Origin of the sequence: Chryseosolibacter indicum, from assembly GCF_018598585.1 — a bacterium.
GTDB lineage: Bacteria > Bacteroidota > Bacteroidia > Cytophagales > Cyclobacteriaceae > Chryseosolibacter > Chryseosolibacter indicus.
The window spans coordinates 52,880-69,334 of record NZ_JAHESD010000006.1 but is presented as its reverse complement, the minus strand read 5'-3'; the positions used below and the strand labels follow the sequence as shown (position 1 = coordinate 69,334).

Here is a 16,455-nt window from a genome sequence, read left to right as displayed (position 1 = left end):
TCAAAATGTTTCTGAAATGCAGATTGTTGACCCCTACACCTATTGGTACATGCTATGCGGTTGCTCGTTGCTGTTATTATCTGTCTACTGCGTAATTCAACTCAGTAACTCCGCATGTAAATTGCCGGGTAGTTGGCAAAAGTTGTAGTTTGATTTTGTCTTTAATGTCTACAAACAATGGGATGCCCCTTCCAAGTACAATTGGATTAACGAATAGCCAGTAGCCATCAATTAAGTTTAGTTGAATAAGAGCATGTGTTGCAGTAGGGCTGCCAAAAAGTAAGATATCTTTACCAGGTTGTTGTTTGATTTCTTTAATTTGGTGTGAAAGGTTATCACTAATAATTGTAGTGTTAGGCAAACTCAGATTGTTCATTGTTTTTGATAAAACAACTTTGTGAACCTTTTTATACCACTTTGAATGTTCGATGTCGTGCTTTGATGCTGTTAGCTTTTCTCCTGCAGTAGGCCAGTAATTTTCCATCATCTGATACGTTACCCGCCCGTATAATGCAGTATCTCCTTCGCTTATCCGTTTACCGACATAGTCAAAGATTTCTTGATCAACTTTAATCCAATCCATTTCTCCGTTTGGTCCTGCTACAAAACCATCAAGGGAGATATGCATAAATGAAATTACTTTTCTCATATTTTATAATGTATAACAGATACAAAGATTATAAGCAAACTTGCTTTAATGAAGTACTAATGCGACAATCTTAATGGTAAAATGCGGCAATAGTATTCTGAATGAAGTTGTAAAGTTGATGCAATGGTCAATTATTGAGAAGAAGGGTCTAGTTGTTCGGCTAATCCGACAAGAAGCCCTTCTGTCCCTCTAATGTAGCAAAGCTTATAAATGTTCTCATAATTAACGACTTCCCCAACGACTTCGGCACCATGCTTCGCTAGTCTGGATAGCAATTCGTCAAGATTATCAACCCGAAACATGATACGGAGATAGCCCAAAGAATTCACTGGGGCAGTCCTATGGTCTGCTATCGTACGAGGGGTAAGAAACCGTGAAAGTTCAAGTCGGCTGTGTCCGTCGGGAGTAACCATCATGGCAATCTCTACCGATTGGTTTCCAAGTCCTGTTACTCGTCCTGCCCATTCACCTTCAACCATAGTTCGTCCTTCTAGTTTCAGTCCTATTTCGGAAAAAAAAGAAATTGCATTATCGAGTGATTCTACAACGATACCTACGTTGTTCATTTCTATCAATGTACTTTTTTTCATTACCTCATTTCTTTATAAGTCTTTTTTGCCAATTTTTATATTCGTATACCATCAGAAAGTTCTACCAATTTGGTTTATCGTTGTTGAGGGGCAGATGTATTTGGGCAAAGTTTAACGTTGTTATAGTTTGTATCCAATAGAAGCCTGAATTGCCCTGTTTTTGTATTGAGGCTTGTAGTAGCTATCTTGTGTCGCAATGTTTTTTAACCCTTGTTCATATCCTATGCCTAAAACAAAATTCTGATACTCAAAATCAAGAGTAGCACCAATGCCGATATCTAGCTGCTTTAATGTTGTACCATGCAGCCAATTTCGATTCTCATCGTAAACGCCACTTCCAAAGGTTTTCCATTCATTTTCTGTACTTCCATTACTCCAGGAACCACTATTTAATTTTTGCGTTGTTTTTCCTCCAATGCCATATCCAAAGTAAGGCCCAGCTCCAAGTACTATGTCAACTGTGTTATTTACGTTAAGCCTATATGCCCCGTGTAGAGGCAATATTAAATAGGAAGCATTAAATGTATGTGTATCGTCAATTGGCGAAGGGATGTATGAGCTTGCGTTAAGTTGGTCTATCTTAGACCCCTTGGTTGAAAAAAGCAGACCTGATTTTATGAGAAACTTCTGAGAAAATGAATATTCTAATGTGCCCCCAATGTGGTACCCGGTTTTTGAGTTTGTGCCAGTGGCATCATGAACTGTCGCACTTGATAAATTTAACCCGGTCTTAATTCCGAAGCGTAATGGTGATGTTTGTGCCGATACGTTTAATTTTACAAACAATACAATCCCTAGAAATAACAGGTTTTTTAAATTTTTCATTTTCTTCTTTTTCATGTCTTAAATGCTTTGGTAAGATCCAACAAGTCGGTTATTAAGGCTAGCTATTGTGTTTAATATCTTAATGAACATAATAGCTTCGATACCTTAAAGCAATTGTCATCAATGGAATGTCGGAGTATTTAATATTAATGTTATAGGGTTTAATATATTTTTTGACTTCCAATAATGCTTATTTGTATTACGCTAAGTTTAAGTGCATTTGAAAAACTATGATGATATTGACACTTTTGTTATGCGTTCGCCTAGTTGATTGCATTGAGCTGTCTGAGAACAGATTTTGTAATGTTCTTTCTACAATTTCCAAACTCTGGATTTATATCGGAGCGTTTCTTAATAATTCGTGTAGCAAAAAAGAAAACATCCTTTTTATTGGTCACGTAGCCAACCCACCATCCAATGTCATTTCCTTCCCATCTCGTCCAGCCAGTTTTTGCCCTGATTGTATAGCCATTTGCCTTTTCGGCAATCATTACTCGTTTCAAGATACCTATGTTTCTTTTTGAGAAGGGCAGTTGATTTTTGTAAACTCTAACCAGAAAATCAATTTGGTTTATAGGCGAAATGGCAAATGCTCCGAAGTTCCAAAAGTCTGCTCCTTGTTCAGTTAAATTTAAATTGCCATAATTAGACCTCTTTAGGTATTGCAAGTATTTTTCTTTTCCGATCCTTTTCGCGAGTTCGATAAAAACCCATCCGGCAGATAACTCAAAAGCCTCTTTTACTGTCATGTCCCTATATATATCAGGTCTGTATCCGTAAAGCGTAGTATCTGTTTTTCCTATCCATTTTACGACCGCATTTTCGTCTTTAATGGTACCGGTTTCCAGTGCAATAAGTAAATTAATGATCTTGAATGTTGAGGCAGGCAATGTTTCCATTTTTGCATCGCTTGTATCACTGATAAACCATTTTTTACTGTTATAATGGTAGATCGTTATGCTACCGGGTATCTTACAATCGCTAAATGCTTGAGCAAAATCAACTTGCGCTTGTACTCTCAGGCAGTACAAGGAAAGGAATATTATAACAAGCATTTTCATTGACTGAGAGGTATTTTAAAAGTGATGCACAAACAGTAGTGTGGATTTCAGATTGACTCTAGGGCAGTTTTTATTTCATGCCAATCGATTTTGATATTTGATTTGCTATTCCAGGCAATGCCCTGAAAATACCTTCATCTGATTTATTGGCAAGTAGTATAATCCCACTATTTAAGTACGGGTAAATAACCAAATAACTATTAAAACCATTTGTTCCACCATCAGCCCAAATTTGAGATTTGTTTATTTCAGGCTGGTACTTAAACCAATTCAAAGCAGTACTATATACTTCAGGTGCAGCTATTCCTTCGGCTTTCATTGGTACAACTTTCCCTGTTGACACATCTATATCTGCTGTTTTTTTCAAGCAAAGAACGGATGAGGGGTCGTTTTTATTCAGAAGTAACTGTATATATTTTACCAAATTATTCGTAGTGCTTACCAAGCCGCCGGCATACTTAAAGTAAGGCATGCTGAATTCATAAATTGCTTTATGATTGGTAGTGGTGTACCCGGTTGCAAGCCCTTTTTGCTCAGAAGTTGCGAGGAAAAAAGTATTCTTCATTTTTTGAGGAGTAGTGATATAAGTCTTTATCAGCTTGTCTAACGGCTTTTGATAGACCTCCTCTAAAATATAAGCAAGCAGTTGTGCTCCTGCATTGGAATGGCGTCTTCTTGTTCCGGGTATTGTATCTAATTTTACGTTATGTAAGGCGTTGTAGAAGTCTTGCTTCGATAACTTTTTATAAAATTCAATTTTAACTTTTAATGTAGAGTCGGGCTGTAAGCCTTTCGTTCGAGTAGGTAATTCAGGCAACCAATCTGGTAACAATGAAGTTGTATTAGCCAGGTGAATTAATTTGATATAATGCCCTTTATATTCAAGGTTGGGATAGCTATCGTTTAAATACTTACGAATGTCATCATCTAAGTTTACTTTCCCTTCAATAACAGCATTCGCTAAGATATAACTTTCAAACGTTTTTGTGATTGAGCCGATTTCATAGATAGTATGCTGAGTGGGTGTAACGGATTTACCAGCCTGAGTTGTACCAAAATTAAAAAAGTAGGACTTTCCATTGTCGTAGACTCCTATAGAAAGTCCAACCCCTTGCTTTTCGTCGAGCAGTTTTTGTCCAAGTTTATTAACCAGCATGTTTAGACTATCAGCTCTTGTTTGCCCCAAGACTATACTTGTTGAAAAGAAGAGGATAAATGGTAATAATTGCTTTATGGCACTTCTCATTTGATTTAAATTATGAGTTCTATCAAAATTGCCTGCAATGTTTGTTTAACTTGTCACCACACGCAATAAGCAAAATGCTAAACCGAAATTGTAATTGATTTGTCGTTTCTAAATGGTATTGCTCGTGTTAATGGTTCAAATTGTCAACTACCCAAATTCCTTAATATACTCCTATTACCTTCATGGCGCAGCCGGAGGTGAGTTTGTAGTGTACGTTGTTATCTTCCCTGAAAAACGCAATGGCGAGTGCATGTACCAATGAAACGTGTTCAGGAAGATTGGTGATACCAGGTATGGTTGTAACCAATGATACGTCTACGCTTTGATCCGACAAGGATATAGCATTGGAGTTTGTGATTTCTCTTGCCTCGTTCAATTGCGAGTTGATAGGTCTATAACTTTCCATGGGCTCGTTGTAGTGATAATCGGATATCGTGGTTGCTATTTGAAATATCTGAAAATGCGTAGCACCTTGTGGTGGCCGAATATCTGCAGCAGGATTCATATTCCTGAAAGTATACTGAACGCTAGCCGTATTTCTATCGCCCGAACATTCAAAAGATGGTAGCACTACATTGGTGAATGGCGTTTGTGAGTTGCAGTCAAGGTGATTGAGCAGGGTCTTATGTTTTGAAAGCTCAATATTTCTTTTCCCTCTGATGCCCTTGTTGAGCACAAGAACAGACCGCATGAGGGCTGTTACTTTTGCGGGAAGATCGCTGGAAGCATATAATTTCGTGACCATTAGACCCAAGCGCAAGGCCTTGCCCATGGCTGAGGCTCCACCAAATTCGACGTTATTCTCACGAAGTCGGATGAGCTTAGGATCGTTGGCTATTCTCTCTTTGGAAGGACCATAGGCTCTGCGCACAATGCTGCGGCCTCCGGCGGTGTAAAAGGACAGCCCGTCTACTGTTCCCTTAATCTTTATGAAGCTAACCTGTTCAGGCATACTAGTAGGGTTTTTTATGCTAATATAATAATAAAATGATAATATAAGTCGAGGGAAAGTCGAAGCATACTCGAGGCATAGTCGAAGCATAGTCGAAGCATGGTCGAAGCATCCTCGGGTAAACCTTTAAACGTTCTGGGTTCTGAGTTCTGGGTTGTTAGAGGTTTCATGTTTCATGTTTAAGGTTTCGTTGATTGTCAACTACTCGTTGCCTACTGCCTACTTCTCATTTACCCAACGCTCGACCCTAATGCCCAATTTCTAATATGAAATTCCTAACGTACAATTAATCTTTGTTGCTTTACAATGCCGATAGAAAGACGGTAATTAGCGCCTTTTTTATGAAGCTTATCTTCCCGGGCCACTTTCAGTTTGGCACGAGCACCGCAGCATACCAGATAGAGACGGCATATGAGCACGACTGGCAAGGAGTAGTTGCACGGGATGGTCATGTGTTCGACCGTACTACGGATCATGAAAAACGTTATGATGAGGATATTGATATTATCGCCTCTCTGGCACCGCATTATCGCATGAGTTTGATGTGGAGTAGGCTGCAACAGGCGCCGCTTGCCGATTTTGATGAATCTGTAAAAAGAGAATATCACCAACTTCTTCAAAAGCTTAAGCAGAAGAATGTTTCCATCATGATGGTGCTTCATCATTTTACCAACCCAATCTGGTTTGCCAAAGCAGGAGGGTGGTCACAGGAAGCGAATGTTAACCTCTGGGTAGATTTCGCCAAAAAGGTTGTAGACGAATATGGAAGTTACGTAACCAGTTGGAATACGTTTAACGAACCCAATTTATATACCAGCCTTGGCTGGGTGGTGGCAGAATTTCCGCCCTTTAAGCGAAATATTCTCGAGGCAAAAAAGGTGCTTAACAACATCGGCGTGGCGCATGATATTGTCTACGATTATATCAAGCACAAGTATCCGGATACACCTGTTGGTATCTCGCATAATTGCACAATCTTCGCTGGTGAAAATATCATGGGTGTTGTTCCTGCAAAGTTCTATGATTATATGTTCATGGAATATGCTTTGAAGTTTTTTACCAAATTTGATTTCTTCGGCATGAGTTATTATGCCAGGATAGGGTTCGATCCGCTTCCAATAACAAGGTTGCTTACCCCAGAGAAGATGGCGAAGTCTGGCAAGCCGCATGACGATATGTGGGAGTACTATCCGCAAGGGTTGGGAGAATGTATCAGAAGGTACTGGAACCAGTATAAGAAGCCGATTATCATTACTGAGAATGGTATTTGCACGGGCGATGATACAAAGCGTGTCGCTGCCATTAAAGATTACCTGAGTATAGTCTATGATGCCATACAGGATGGGGTAGATGTACAGGGCTATTACCACTGGTCGGCCTGGGATAACTTTGAATGGAACCTTGGCTTAACCTATAAGTTTGGCTTGTACGAATGTAATCTGGAAACGAAAGACAGAACCAGGAAGCCAAGCGCCGATCTTTACTCCGCCATAGCTTTTAATCGTGTGCTCGGGATTGACGAAGTACATTCTTAGCAGAGAGTTTATAGCAATCTTGCTTGATGTCTTCAATAATGCCTTCACCTATTTTCTTTCGCAGGTTGCGAATGCAGGCTTCAACAGAAGTGTCGAAAAGATAGATTTCAGATCCCCAGATGTTATGCACCATGTCTTCGGTGCTTATTATTTTGTTTGGATTCTGTGCGAAGAAGAACAGGATCTCCAGTTCTGGTGGGCTGAGTGCTATTATATTATTGCTAATGGTAACGGTGCTCGTTTTTCTATTGACGGTAAGTTGGCCAATAGTGACTTCAGTAATGCCTTTACGTATAATGAATTGTTTTTTAAGCACTGCGCTTACCTTGTACGTTAGCGCCCTTAGTCCGATAACCTTTTCAATAAAATCATCGGCTCCGGTGTTCATCACAGCATTTCTGTAATAGGGTTCGGAGTTGGCGGTAAGGAAGAAAATGTATGTGTTTTCAAATTTCTTGATTGTCCTCAGTTTACGGCATACCTCAATGCCGTTGGGTTGCGGCATCATAATATCAAGAATTATAAGGTCGGGTACAAATGAGTTGGCTACTTCAATGGCCCTATCGCTATCCCGTAAAGTTTTTACTTTAAAGCCTTGTCGTTCCAGGTTATACTTCAGCAATTCAACAATATCGCTGTCATCATCTACTACCAATATCCGTCTTTGTTTTGCTATCATAGAGGAGTCACAAAATATCCTTCCTGAATTAATACATGATTATTGGATCATTATGTATTAATTAACAAGAGTGTAATTGCGGGGATATGGAAGAATAAAAGTGGTGTAATGACGATCCTACTTCTTTTTGGCAAAGTTCAAAGCAATGTCAACGGCTTTCTGCGTCTGGTCGGGGTAGTCCACTTCAATTATTTGTTTACTCTCAATCCATTCTTCGATTTTGTAAATGTTCTTCTTCTTAACTTTTTTCAATACGGGTACGCCAAGCAGTTGTAACGCTGCGGCGTTATAGTGCTGCTCGTATTGTGTTTTCATTGGTACAACCATAAGCTTCTTCTGTAGATATAAAGCTTCTGCCGGCGTTTCGAACCCGGCGCCACATAATACACCTGTTGCCGTTGCCATGCTTGCAGTAAACTCTTCATTGTTTACGGGGTAAACAGATACTTTGTCTACATGGTACGACTTCTTGGCATGTTTTGAAAACACGTGCCACCGGATGGGAATCCGCATCAGTAAAGGAACAAGCTTCTTGTCGTCATACGCAGGAAGGTAAACCGTATAATGAGGTTTCGTTTTAACTTCTGCATTTTTAATACGTGGTCTTATAACCGGCGTAAAAATATTTTTGTCGAATTGCGAAAAATGGAAACCAACATGGTAGTTAGCAGGTGCATAGTTCTTCAGTATCCAATCGCCAACAGGATCATAAGACTTTGGCTTGGGTACTTTGGGAGACAGCAATGCACTCTGGTGACTTAATGCAATACACGGTACTTCCTTCCGGCGACAAGCCCATGCAGAGATGGGTTCAAAATCGTTGATAACTATATCATACTTCTCTACGGGAAACTTCTTGATCTCCTTATAAACGTCTTTGGAGCTGTTGTTCTTGAAAGTCTTTAAAAGATCTATACCGCCGGATTTGCCAAAGAAGAAACTTAGCCCTTTGGATTTATACTTAACAGGGTAGGAGAGTTTGATGTCTGCCTGCGCACCGCTGACAAATAAGTGCAAGTCGCCATACTCTTGCAGAATGGGTATAATGTCTTCAGCTCTTGCAATGTGTCCGTTGCCTGTGCCTTGAATCGCGTACAGTATTTTCACTTCTTTATGGTTAGAAACTGTGTGACAAGATCTTTAAAGATAGCATTGTTGTCCATATCATTTTTAAGCCTCTTCGGAAGTTTTATAGATTGGGCTAATGTATCTTCATGGTATCGGTAAATCTTCCAGGTAGCATTGTGATACTCAAGGGCAGTAAGATTCTCTACCCAGTCACCCGAATTAAGATACAATACCTCACCTTTTTCTGTGCGAATCTTGCGCAGCTCTGGTTGATGAATGTGACCGCATACAACGTAGTCATAGCCATTTTCAATGGCAATGTCAGCTGCGGTCTTTTCAAAGTTGTTAATAAACTTCACTGCCGACTTCACACTGTCTTTTACCCGTTTCGAAAGCGAAATCCGCTCACGACCTATCTTCGTCAACAGCCAGTTCACAATTGTATTCAGAAGGATTAGCGTATCATAACCAATGGCACCGAGTTTTGCGAGCCATTTGGAATGTTGCATGGTTACATCAAAAACATCGCCATGAAAGATCCAGGCTTTCTTGCCATTAAGTTTTATGATAACCTTATTGTCTATCTGAAAAGAGCCAAGCCTGAACCCTGCAAACTTCCGCAGCATCTCGTCGTGGTTTCCGGTAAGGTAAATGATCTTTGAATTTTTGGTAAGTAAACCTGTAATGTGCTTTACTACCTGCATGTGTGTTTTAGGCCAGTAGCGTTTACTAAACTGCCACATGTCAATAATATCTCCGTTAAGAACAAGTTTTTTTGGATTTATGGATTTCAGATAGCGAAGAAGTTCTCCAGCATGGCAACCATACGTGCCCAGATGAACATCGGAAAGAATAACCAGATCTACTTCTCTTTTCTTTTTTCTGCCCATGGATTTATTTATCCCAGGTCATTTCGTTTATTGTGATAAGACCTTCTTGCGCAAGTATTGTCTGTGTTGTCAGGTAGTAGTAATGAAGAGGTCAAAACTATCCCCCGGGGAAAAGCCCGGGGAATCCCAAACAATTATTTACGAAGATGTTTACCTATTCAAAAATACAATTATGCTATTGCTTATTTGGTGTTATCAATGTTATCAAATTATGAAGAATACTTAGTGTTAAGTAAACTTAATGTTGATTATAGCTCTTTTAAAAGGCTTTCGAGGTTAAGAGGTCGTGTATACATTTCAATATTACCCGCCTCATTTCTTGGCCATTGGTCCATGGGCCTGTCCCAATACAGTTCAAGACCATTCTCGTCAGGATCGTTGAGATAGAGCGCCTCAGAAACGCCATGGTCAGAAGCACCGGAAAAGGGGTAGTGTGCATTTCTTAACCTGTCAAATATTACGGCCAGATCTCTTCGGGTAGGGTATACGATAGCCACATGGAATAGACCTGCAGCATGAACAGGTGCAGGAGGAGCATCTTTGCTGTACCATGTATTTAATCCAATGTGATGGTGATAGCCACCTGCAGAGACAAACGCAGCCTGTGTGCCATACATAGTAATAAGATCAAAGCCGAGCAGATCACAATAGAAACTTAAAGATCGTTGAAGATCAGAAACTTTCAGATGAACATGTCCTATTCTTGTTTGCGCAGGTACTCTATAGGTAGCTTCCATAATCATTTGTTATATTCAACATGCAGTGCAAGCTATAAGTTTAAGATTGTGAACAAAAGTCTCCTTTAACATTAGCAATGTGAGACAGAAGTTTCGAGAAGAAAAAGGAATAGGATGCTACACCTTGATAAACTTCATCAACGAAAACGCCTGGGGCTTCTCTGAAAATAACTTCTTTACATTTCCCCATACGGAATTAAAGAGATCTGATTTCCTGTAATTTTCTAGACTATCTTCATCAATCCAATAGCTTAAAGTAGAAAATACATTTGGGTCTTTGGCGTCTTTTAGAAGTTCAAGATGGGTACAACCTGGAAAAGAACGAATAGCCTCTTTATGAAGATTAAAGGTGGCGAGAAAGCTTTCGACACCTTCTTCTTTGAAATACATTCTTACAACTCTGATGATCATGGTAAAAGCTAATCTTCAAAAATGATATTAACAACACTGTCGTAAGCGAGGCCCAGCAGTTCTGAAGCATTGCCTTTGTATATTCCAATCTCAAGAAGATCAAGACTGTTGAAGAGAATAAAGCATTCTCCTTCTTCAGTTTGATTGTAACCGGTATGGATCCTTCTGAACTTCTCTCCCCCAAACTGGATGGTAAAGGCTTTGTTTTTGCTCAATACATCAAAAGCGACCTTAGGAATATTGGTTATCAGGTTGCCGAAGTTATCAACCCGTATAACATTGCCCGTGATCTGCTTTTTAGTGGCTTTAACCTGCCTATCGATAAGTCTCTTTACTGCAGGCAGCGGATTGCCAAGCTCAGTTAAGGGCGTGCCGTTCGCAAGCTTTGCAGCTGCTGCAGCAAATACTTCCCTTTCCGGAAAGGTAGTGGCTTTAGCGTTATCAGCTCCAAGCTGAATAATTTGAGCAGGGAGCTGCTCGGATAACAACCCGAAAAAACCATTGTCAGGCCCAACAAAGAAATGATCTTCCAATGCTAAGGCCACAAAAACGTCTCCTTTGTTTCCTGTTGCATCGACCCCTATTAAATGCACGGTACCTTTAGGGAAGTCTTTAAAGACAGACCGCAATACAAAGGCCGCATGTCCTATGTCGCAAGGCTGTATTTTATGGGATATATCAATGATTCTTATCTCCGGATTGGAGCTTATAATTCTCCCTTTTATAGATGCTACATAATGGTCACTTTCCCCCGAATCTGTCAAAAGCGTAACAATGGCCATCCTGAAAGCTAAATTTTAAGTAAATAGGGAATTTTTTTGCACGCTGGCGTGCTTTTATTATGTTTAGTTTCGAGTGCTAAAAATAAAGATTTTAGATTCATTTAAACCAAAATATATCATTGATAGAAAAAGTAGTAAACCTTGAAAACATATCTCTCATAGACTTTCTGGGAGTCGAGAACAAAAATATTGATTCTTTGTCAGCTGCCTTCCCTAAAAGTAAAATTGTATCAAGGGGTAATCAAATTGTTCTTAAAGGAAGTTCCTCTGAAATAATCCAGATTAATGATATCCTTAATTCTCTGATTGAACACTACCATAAATATGGGCGTGTTACGGAAGAAAATGTTCAGGCTTACGTTTCGAAAGAAGAGGAAATTAACTCGCTGCCCGAAAATCAGGACGGTTCTAACGAAGATGTGATTCTTTTCGGAACCAAGGGCGCTCCTATAAAGCCAAAAACTGTCAATCAACAGAAGTTGGTAGACGCGGTAAGAGATAACGACCTGGTATTTGCGCTTGGTCCCGCAGGTACTGGTAAAACCTTTATTTCTGTAGCCATGGCTGTAAGGGCTTTAAAAAACAAGCAGGTAAAGAAGATCATTATTACCAGGCCCGCAGTTGAAGCAGGGGAAAACCTGGGTTTTCTTCCGGGAGATCTGAAAGAGAAGATTGACCCTTACCTGAGACCAATATATGACGCCCTTAACGATATGATTCCTTTTGAGAAGCTTAGCTTCTACATGGAGCGGGAGATTATTGAAATCGCTCCGCTTGCTTACATGCGGGGAAGAACTTTGCACAACGCCTTTATCCTGTTAGACGAAGCGCAGAACACTACGCCTATGCAGATGAAGATGTTTCTGACGCGTATGGGACCTGAGTCAAAAATGATTGTTACCGGAGATGCTTCACAAATTGACTTACCTCCCAACCAAAAGTCAGGTTTAAAGGAGGCAGCGCGTATTCTCAATAATGTAAAGGGAATCGGTTTTGTTGAGTTGTCTGATAAAGATGTTGTTCGTCACAGGCTAGTACGTGATATAATTGAAGCGTACAATAAAGAAGCTCCCAAAAGAGACGAGAAATAGAATTCTGAATACAGAGAGGAAAGTTATCAATTCCGATTTATTAACTTTCCTCCCATGTTCCGGTGGATACCTTATACCTTTATCCGAGTAGTAGCCTTTTTTATTGCGGGCATCCTGTTGGGTATATATTCTCCTGCTTTTCTAAGTGTTGCCTATTCGTCTGCTCTGTTAATCTTTCTAGCTACCGCCTATTTCCTGTTAGTCTTCTTTCGCCGGGTTTCAGGAGGATACTTTTTTAATCCCGGATACCTTGCCCTTTCATTCATTTTCGTCTGTGGATATCTCAATGTATCGTTAAAAACAGAAATATTTCGAGGTACTCATTTTTCCTCATCTCTTACTCCCGTTGATGCTTATACAGTAGTTATAAGTAGTGCTCCGCAGGAGAAAGGCCAGTCGTGGAAAGCGGAAGGTCGAGTTATAAAGGTGAGTAGCGATAGTTGGTATCCAGCTGAAGGTAACGTACTACTTTATTTTAAAAAGAGTGATTTTTCAATACCGTTTAATTACGGAGATATATTGCTTATTAAAGGGAAGCCCCTGCCTGTACCACCGCCTCCAAACCCAGGTGAATTCGACTATCAACGCTACCTCTCTTTCAGAAACATTTATCACCAACATTTCCTTGAAACACATCAGGTAACAATGATAGGACATGAGCCGCCATCGTGGTTAATGTCTTACGCAATTGCCGCACGTAAATGGTCGAGGCTAACGCTAGAACGATTTACAGTTGGAGATCAGGAAAAAGCTATAGCCGCGGCGCTGGTACTGGGTGTTACCGATGGGCTTGATAATGAACTGCTCAATGCCTATGCGGCAACAGGTACTATGCATGTGTTGGCAGTATCGGGGTTGCATATCAGTATTATCTATGCCATACTTCTCTTCATGTTAAAACCTGTTGTTGAGAAGGGTAGAGCACCTTGGCTTCTTGCAGTTGTGAGTCTCCTTATACTTTGGGCCTACGCTTTTATAACAGGCTTATCTCCTTCGGTATTACGCGCAGTTGTTATGTTTTCCTTTCTGATAATTGCTAAAGCGCTTTCGCGAGATACAAATATTTATAATACACTGGCAGCCTCTGCATTTTGCTTACTGGTGTATGATCCGTTTCTGATCATGTCCGTAGGTTTTCAATTATCTTACATGGCTGTATTTGCCATAGTTTACCTACAGCCCTTCATATACAACGCATGGCAACCCTCAGCCTTAGTAGTGGATTGTGTTTGGAAAGCTACCTGCGTTTCTGTTGCTGCACAGGTTGGTACTTTTATATTAGGACTTCTTTATTTCCACCAGTTTCCAAACTATTTTCTGCTTTCAAATCTTTTAATAATACCACTGTCATTTGCAGTACTTATCGGAGGGCTGGCGGTGCTGGCATGTAGTGTTATTCCTGCCATTGCTAATATTCTCGGATATCTTCTTACTGGTTTTATTAAGCTGATGAACGTTATTGTATCAGTAATAGAATTAATGCCATATAGTTTGGTAGAAGATGTTTACATAACGCCCTTTCAGGCTTTACTTCTTACGGGAATAATAAGTTTTATTATTCTTATGTTTCAATACCGAAAGTTCTCTTTCATATACCCAGCTTTTCTGCTTGTTCTTGTATACAGCGCTACAACATGGCACAGCTACTTCACTACATTAAACGCTTCATCTATTGTAGTTTACAAGGTTCCTGGTCATACAGCAGTAGATCTGAAGCAAGGCACGCACGCATTATTTCTAACAGATACGACACTCGTAAAGAATGAGGATCAGATAAAATTTCATATCAATCCAAATCGTATAATCACAGCCACGGAGTTTGTTTCACTGGCGAGTAACAAAGAAGTCTGTCGTGAAACAGAAGGTGCAAGACTAATAGTTTGGAATGGGAAAAAGGTATTGATAATCGACAGTAAGAAATTTATAACTAACCGCCCGTCGGTACAATTTGATCTTATTGTCATTGCCAATAATTCTGTAGAATCAATTACTTCCTTACAACCATGGTGTTCAACAACACCTGTAATTTTAGATAGCAGTAATTCTTATTACTATAGCACAAAAATACTGGAACAAGCCAAAGCGCTAGAAGTTGACGTACATTCCGTTGCACACGAGGGCGCTTATATTTATAGATTTGATAAACAGTCATGACTACACTTCAATATTCCATTAAGGATCGCATTGCATACATTACTTTAAACCGTCCTGAAAAGAGAAACGCACTGAGCTTTGAGTTGGTAAGCGAACTGAAGGAAGCTTTTAAACAAGCTGAAGAAGATGATAGTGTGAAGATTATCGTGTTGTCTGGTAATGGAGAAGCTTTTTGTGCAGGTGCCGATCTTGAATATCTTCAATTACTCCAGGGCTTTTCTTATGAACAAAATTATGCTGACTCATCTCATCTTAAAGAGCTGTTCCTTCAGATATATCAATTAAAGAAGATAGTAATAGCGCAGGTACATGGTCCGGCCCTTGCAGGTGGGTGCGGATTGGCTACAGTTTGTGATTTTGTGTTTGCGTCTCACGACGCTACATTTGGATACACAGAAGTGAAGATAGGTTTTGTGCCTGCTATCGTTATGGTTTTCCTGCTACGCAAAATAGGCGAGGCAAAAGCAAAACAATTATTGTTAACCGGAACATTGATATCTGCTGAACAGGCAAATGCAATCAATCTTATAAATGCTGTAGCGCCATCAGAAGAGTTGGAGAGTTACGTATTCAATTTTGCTACTAATCTCATCACTACCAATTCATCATACTCAATGAATTTAACAAAGCAGATGATAGCAAAAGTGCAGTCATTATCACTTGACGATGCGTTAACGTTTGCATCTGAAATGAATGCAAAAGCGAGACAAAGTGATGATTGTCAAAGAGGAATTTCTGCTTTCTTGAATAAAGAGAAAATCTCCTGGTAAAATCGTGTGCAATAAAATTGTTGCTTCCTTTTTTACCAGCGGTACAGATTATTCAAAATAAAACAGCTATAATCATGGTGAAATTGACAACCCATGAAACCTATACTTGCATCTTTACTTGCTCTTGTGGCAAGTATCCAAATTATCTTTGCTCAGAATTACTCAGGAGATACCTGGGCAAATGTTAAATCTAATAAATCCGGAACTTTATCACTCGCATACGTAGAGACTCCGAGCTTTGTCTACAAAGACAAGAGTGGTAATCTTACTGGTATCTGTATTGATATTATGAATGATTTTGTGAAATGGGTCAATACCGCAAAAGGGGTTAAACTTACTTCTAAGTATGTAGGAGATGGAACAAGTTTCCGCGGCATGTACGACAAGACCAAAGCAGGAAATGGTGGTGTAATTGGTTTAGGAAATATTACTATTACTGAAGAACGCAAAAAGGAAGTTAAGTTTACGCAGCCCTTCATCACCAACTTTGCTATTCTGATAACACAAACCAGTGTTCCTACTTTATCAAAACTGGAAGATCTTCCCAAAACCTTCGCAAACTTTACTGCCTATACGGCAAAGGGTACACTTAATGAAAAGCGCATTGCTGACTTGAAGCAGAAATACTATCCTTCAGTAAAAGTGTCTAATGAAACGACAAGTCAGGAAGTACTTGAAAAAGTCTTTGCTGACCCTACAGGTTTCGCGTATCTTGATTTAGCATTTTACATTGAAGCAGTTCAAATGAAAAAGCCTGTAAAACGTCATCCAGTAGGAGATAAGGCTTCAGAACAATTTGGTTTCATCATGCCTATGAATAGTGATTGGGCTCCTGTAGTAGAAGAGTTTTTTGCTTCTAATGGTGGTTACTTTAATTCAAAAGAATACAAGTCGATTCTGGTAAAGCACTTAGGTGAATCAGGCGTGAAGCTATTACAAAAAGCGAAGTAATTCTTTTCCGACTAACTCACAAAATAATAAAGACCTGGTTTTCACCAGGTCTTTATACTTTATG

General features: G+C 39.6%; 17 protein-coding genes. 5 read left to right on the top strand and 12 right to left on the bottom strand.

Annotated features, from left to right (window positions below; genetic code table 11):
• Positions 1–76: 76 nt before the first annotated feature.
• The 6 genes from KK060_RS04560 to KK060_RS04535 all read right to left on the bottom strand — a co-directional run bounded on the left by KK060_RS04560 (position 77) and on the right by KK060_RS04535 (position 5,323).
• Complete coding sequence (locus KK060_RS04560) at positions 77–649, bottom strand: dihydrofolate reductase family protein (RefSeq protein WP_254152509.1); 573 nt, start codon at positions 647–649, stop codon at positions 77–79.
• Between the two features lie 131 nt (positions 650–780).
• Positions 781–1,239: a VOC family protein gene (locus KK060_RS04555; RefSeq protein ID WP_254152508.1), complete on the bottom strand. Its 459-nt coding sequence runs from the start codon at positions 1,237–1,239 to the stop codon at positions 781–783.
• 120 nt (positions 1,240–1,359) lie between these two features.
• Positions 1,360–2,079 carry a porin family protein gene (locus KK060_RS04550; protein WP_254152507.1) on the bottom strand — a complete coding sequence of 240 codons (720 nt, stop codon included), beginning with the start codon at positions 2,077–2,079 and terminating at the stop codon, positions 1,360–1,362.
• A 248-nt stretch (positions 2,080–2,327) separates the two neighbouring features.
• Positions 2,328–3,125, bottom strand: a complete 798-nt coding sequence (locus KK060_RS04545; protein ID WP_254152506.1) for a penicillin-binding transpeptidase domain-containing protein — start codon at positions 3,123–3,125, stop codon at positions 2,328–2,330.
• Between the two features lie 70 nt (positions 3,126–3,195).
• Positions 3,196–4,371, bottom strand: coding sequence for a serine hydrolase domain-containing protein (locus KK060_RS04540; protein ID WP_254152505.1), 1,176 nt, complete (start codon positions 4,369–4,371; stop codon positions 3,196–3,198).
• A gap of 160 nt (positions 4,372–4,531) precedes the next feature.
• Positions 4,532–5,323, bottom strand: coding sequence for a hypothetical protein (locus KK060_RS04535; protein ID WP_254152504.1), 792 nt, complete (start codon positions 5,321–5,323; stop codon positions 4,532–4,534).
• A gap of 341 nt (positions 5,324–5,664) precedes the next feature.
• On the opposite strand from KK060_RS04535, the gene KK060_RS04530 reads away from it, so the two are divergent.
• A complete protein-coding gene (locus KK060_RS04530; protein WP_254152503.1) occupies positions 5,665–6,858 on the top strand; it encodes a glycoside hydrolase family 1 protein in 1,194 nt (397 codons plus the stop codon).
• Here KK060_RS04530 and KK060_RS04525 read toward each other — a convergent pair.
• The 6 genes from KK060_RS04525 to KK060_RS04500 form a co-directional block, all read right to left on the bottom strand.
• A complete protein-coding gene (locus tag KK060_RS04525) occupies positions 6,821–7,537 on the bottom strand; it encodes a response regulator transcription factor (protein WP_254152502.1) in 717 nt (238 codons plus the stop codon). The two genes, KK060_RS04530 and KK060_RS04525, sit on opposite strands and share 38 nt — an antisense overlap.
• 117 nt (positions 7,538–7,654) lie before the next feature.
• Positions 7,655–8,644, bottom strand: coding sequence for a glycosyltransferase family protein (locus KK060_RS04520; protein WP_254152501.1), 990 nt, complete (start codon positions 8,642–8,644; stop codon positions 7,655–7,657).
• Positions 8,641–9,495 (bottom strand): UDP-2,3-diacylglucosamine diphosphatase, encoded by an 855-nt coding sequence (locus tag KK060_RS04515; protein WP_254152500.1) that lies wholly within the window; start codon positions 9,493–9,495, stop codon positions 8,641–8,643. The genes KK060_RS04520 and KK060_RS04515 overlap by 4 nt, the downstream gene beginning before the upstream one ends.
• Positions 9,496–9,743: 248 nt before the next feature.
• Entirely contained in the window at positions 9,744–10,232 is a 489-nt protein-coding gene (locus KK060_RS04510) for a VOC family protein (RefSeq protein ID WP_254152499.1), read from the bottom strand.
• Between the two features lie 117 nt (positions 10,233–10,349).
• The gene (locus KK060_RS04505) at positions 10,350–10,643 is read right to left on the bottom strand and encodes a putative quinol monooxygenase (protein WP_254152498.1); all 294 of its coding nucleotides are present in this window, start codon (positions 10,641–10,643) and stop codon (positions 10,350–10,352) included.
• 8 nt (positions 10,644–10,651) lie between these two features.
• Entirely contained in the window at positions 10,652–11,425 is a 774-nt protein-coding gene (locus KK060_RS04500) for an SAM hydrolase/SAM-dependent halogenase family protein (RefSeq protein WP_254152497.1), read from the bottom strand.
• A 119-nt stretch (positions 11,426–11,544) separates the two neighbouring features.
• Between KK060_RS04500 and KK060_RS04495 the strand changes: the two genes are divergently transcribed.
• The 4 genes from KK060_RS04495 (at position 11,545) to KK060_RS04480 (ending at position 16,391) form a co-directional block, all read left to right on the top strand.
• Positions 11,545–12,516, top strand: a complete 972-nt coding sequence (locus KK060_RS04495) for a PhoH family protein (RefSeq protein WP_254152496.1) — start codon at positions 11,545–11,547, stop codon at positions 12,514–12,516.
• Between the two features lie 54 nt (positions 12,517–12,570).
• Positions 12,571–14,670, top strand: coding sequence for a ComEC/Rec2 family competence protein (locus tag KK060_RS04490; protein ID WP_254152495.1), 2,100 nt, complete (start codon positions 12,571–12,573; stop codon positions 14,668–14,670).
• Positions 14,667–15,440 (top strand): enoyl-CoA hydratase/isomerase family protein, encoded by a 774-nt coding sequence (locus KK060_RS04485; RefSeq protein WP_254152494.1) that lies wholly within the window; start codon positions 14,667–14,669, stop codon positions 15,438–15,440. Before KK060_RS04490 ends, KK060_RS04485 begins: the two co-directional genes overlap by 4 nt.
• Before the next feature lie 93 nt (positions 15,441–15,533).
• Entirely contained in the window at positions 15,534–16,391 is an 858-nt protein-coding gene (locus tag KK060_RS04480) for a substrate-binding periplasmic protein (RefSeq protein ID WP_254152493.1), read from the top strand.
• The last annotated feature ends 64 nt before the right edge of the window (positions 16,392–16,455 follow it).

Bases quoted from the DNA above. Each gene is read 5' to 3' on its own strand.
- KK060_RS04560 (WP_254152509.1), bottom strand. From the start codon at position 649: ATGAGAAAAGTAATTTCATTTATGCATATCTCCCTTGATGGTTTTGTA.
- KK060_RS04555 (WP_254152508.1), bottom strand. From the start codon at position 1,239: ATGAAAAAAAGTACATTGATAGAAATGAACAACGTAGGTATCGTTGTA.
- KK060_RS04550 (WP_254152507.1), bottom strand. From the start codon at position 2,079: ATGAAAAAGAAGAAAATGAAAAATTTAAAAAACCTGTTATTTCTAGGG.
- KK060_RS04545 (WP_254152506.1), bottom strand. From the start codon at position 3,125: ATGAAAATGCTTGTTATAATATTCCTTTCCTTGTACTGCCTGAGAGTA.
- KK060_RS04540 (WP_254152505.1), bottom strand. From the start codon at position 4,371: ATGAGAAGTGCCATAAAGCAATTATTACCATTTATCCTCTTCTTTTCA.
- KK060_RS04535 (WP_254152504.1), bottom strand. From the start codon at position 5,323: ATGCCTGAACAGGTTAGCTTCATAAAGATTAAGGGAACAGTAGACGGG.
- KK060_RS04530 (WP_254152503.1), top strand. From the start codon at position 5,665: ATGAAGCTTATCTTCCCGGGCCACTTTCAGTTTGGCACGAGCACCGCA.
- KK060_RS04525 (WP_254152502.1), bottom strand. From the start codon at position 7,537: ATGATAGCAAAACAAAGACGGATATTGGTAGTAGATGATGACAGCGAT.
- KK060_RS04515 (WP_254152500.1), bottom strand. From the start codon at position 9,495: ATGGGCAGAAAAAAGAAAAGAGAAGTAGATCTGGTTATTCTTTCCGAT.
- KK060_RS04510 (WP_254152499.1), bottom strand. From the start codon at position 10,232: ATGGAAGCTACCTATAGAGTACCTGCGCAAACAAGAATAGGACATGTT.
- KK060_RS04505 (WP_254152498.1), bottom strand. From the start codon at position 10,643: ATGATCATCAGAGTTGTAAGAATGTATTTCAAAGAAGAAGGTGTCGAA.
- KK060_RS04500 (WP_254152497.1), bottom strand. From the start codon at position 11,425: ATGGCCATTGTTACGCTTTTGACAGATTCGGGGGAAAGTGACCATTAT.
- KK060_RS04490 (WP_254152495.1), top strand. From the start codon at position 12,571: ATGTTCCGGTGGATACCTTATACCTTTATCCGAGTAGTAGCCTTTTTT.
- KK060_RS04485 (WP_254152494.1), top strand. From the start codon at position 14,667: ATGACTACACTTCAATATTCCATTAAGGATCGCATTGCATACATTACT.
- KK060_RS04480 (WP_254152493.1), top strand. From the start codon at position 15,534: ATGAAACCTATACTTGCATCTTTACTTGCTCTTGTGGCAAGTATCCAA.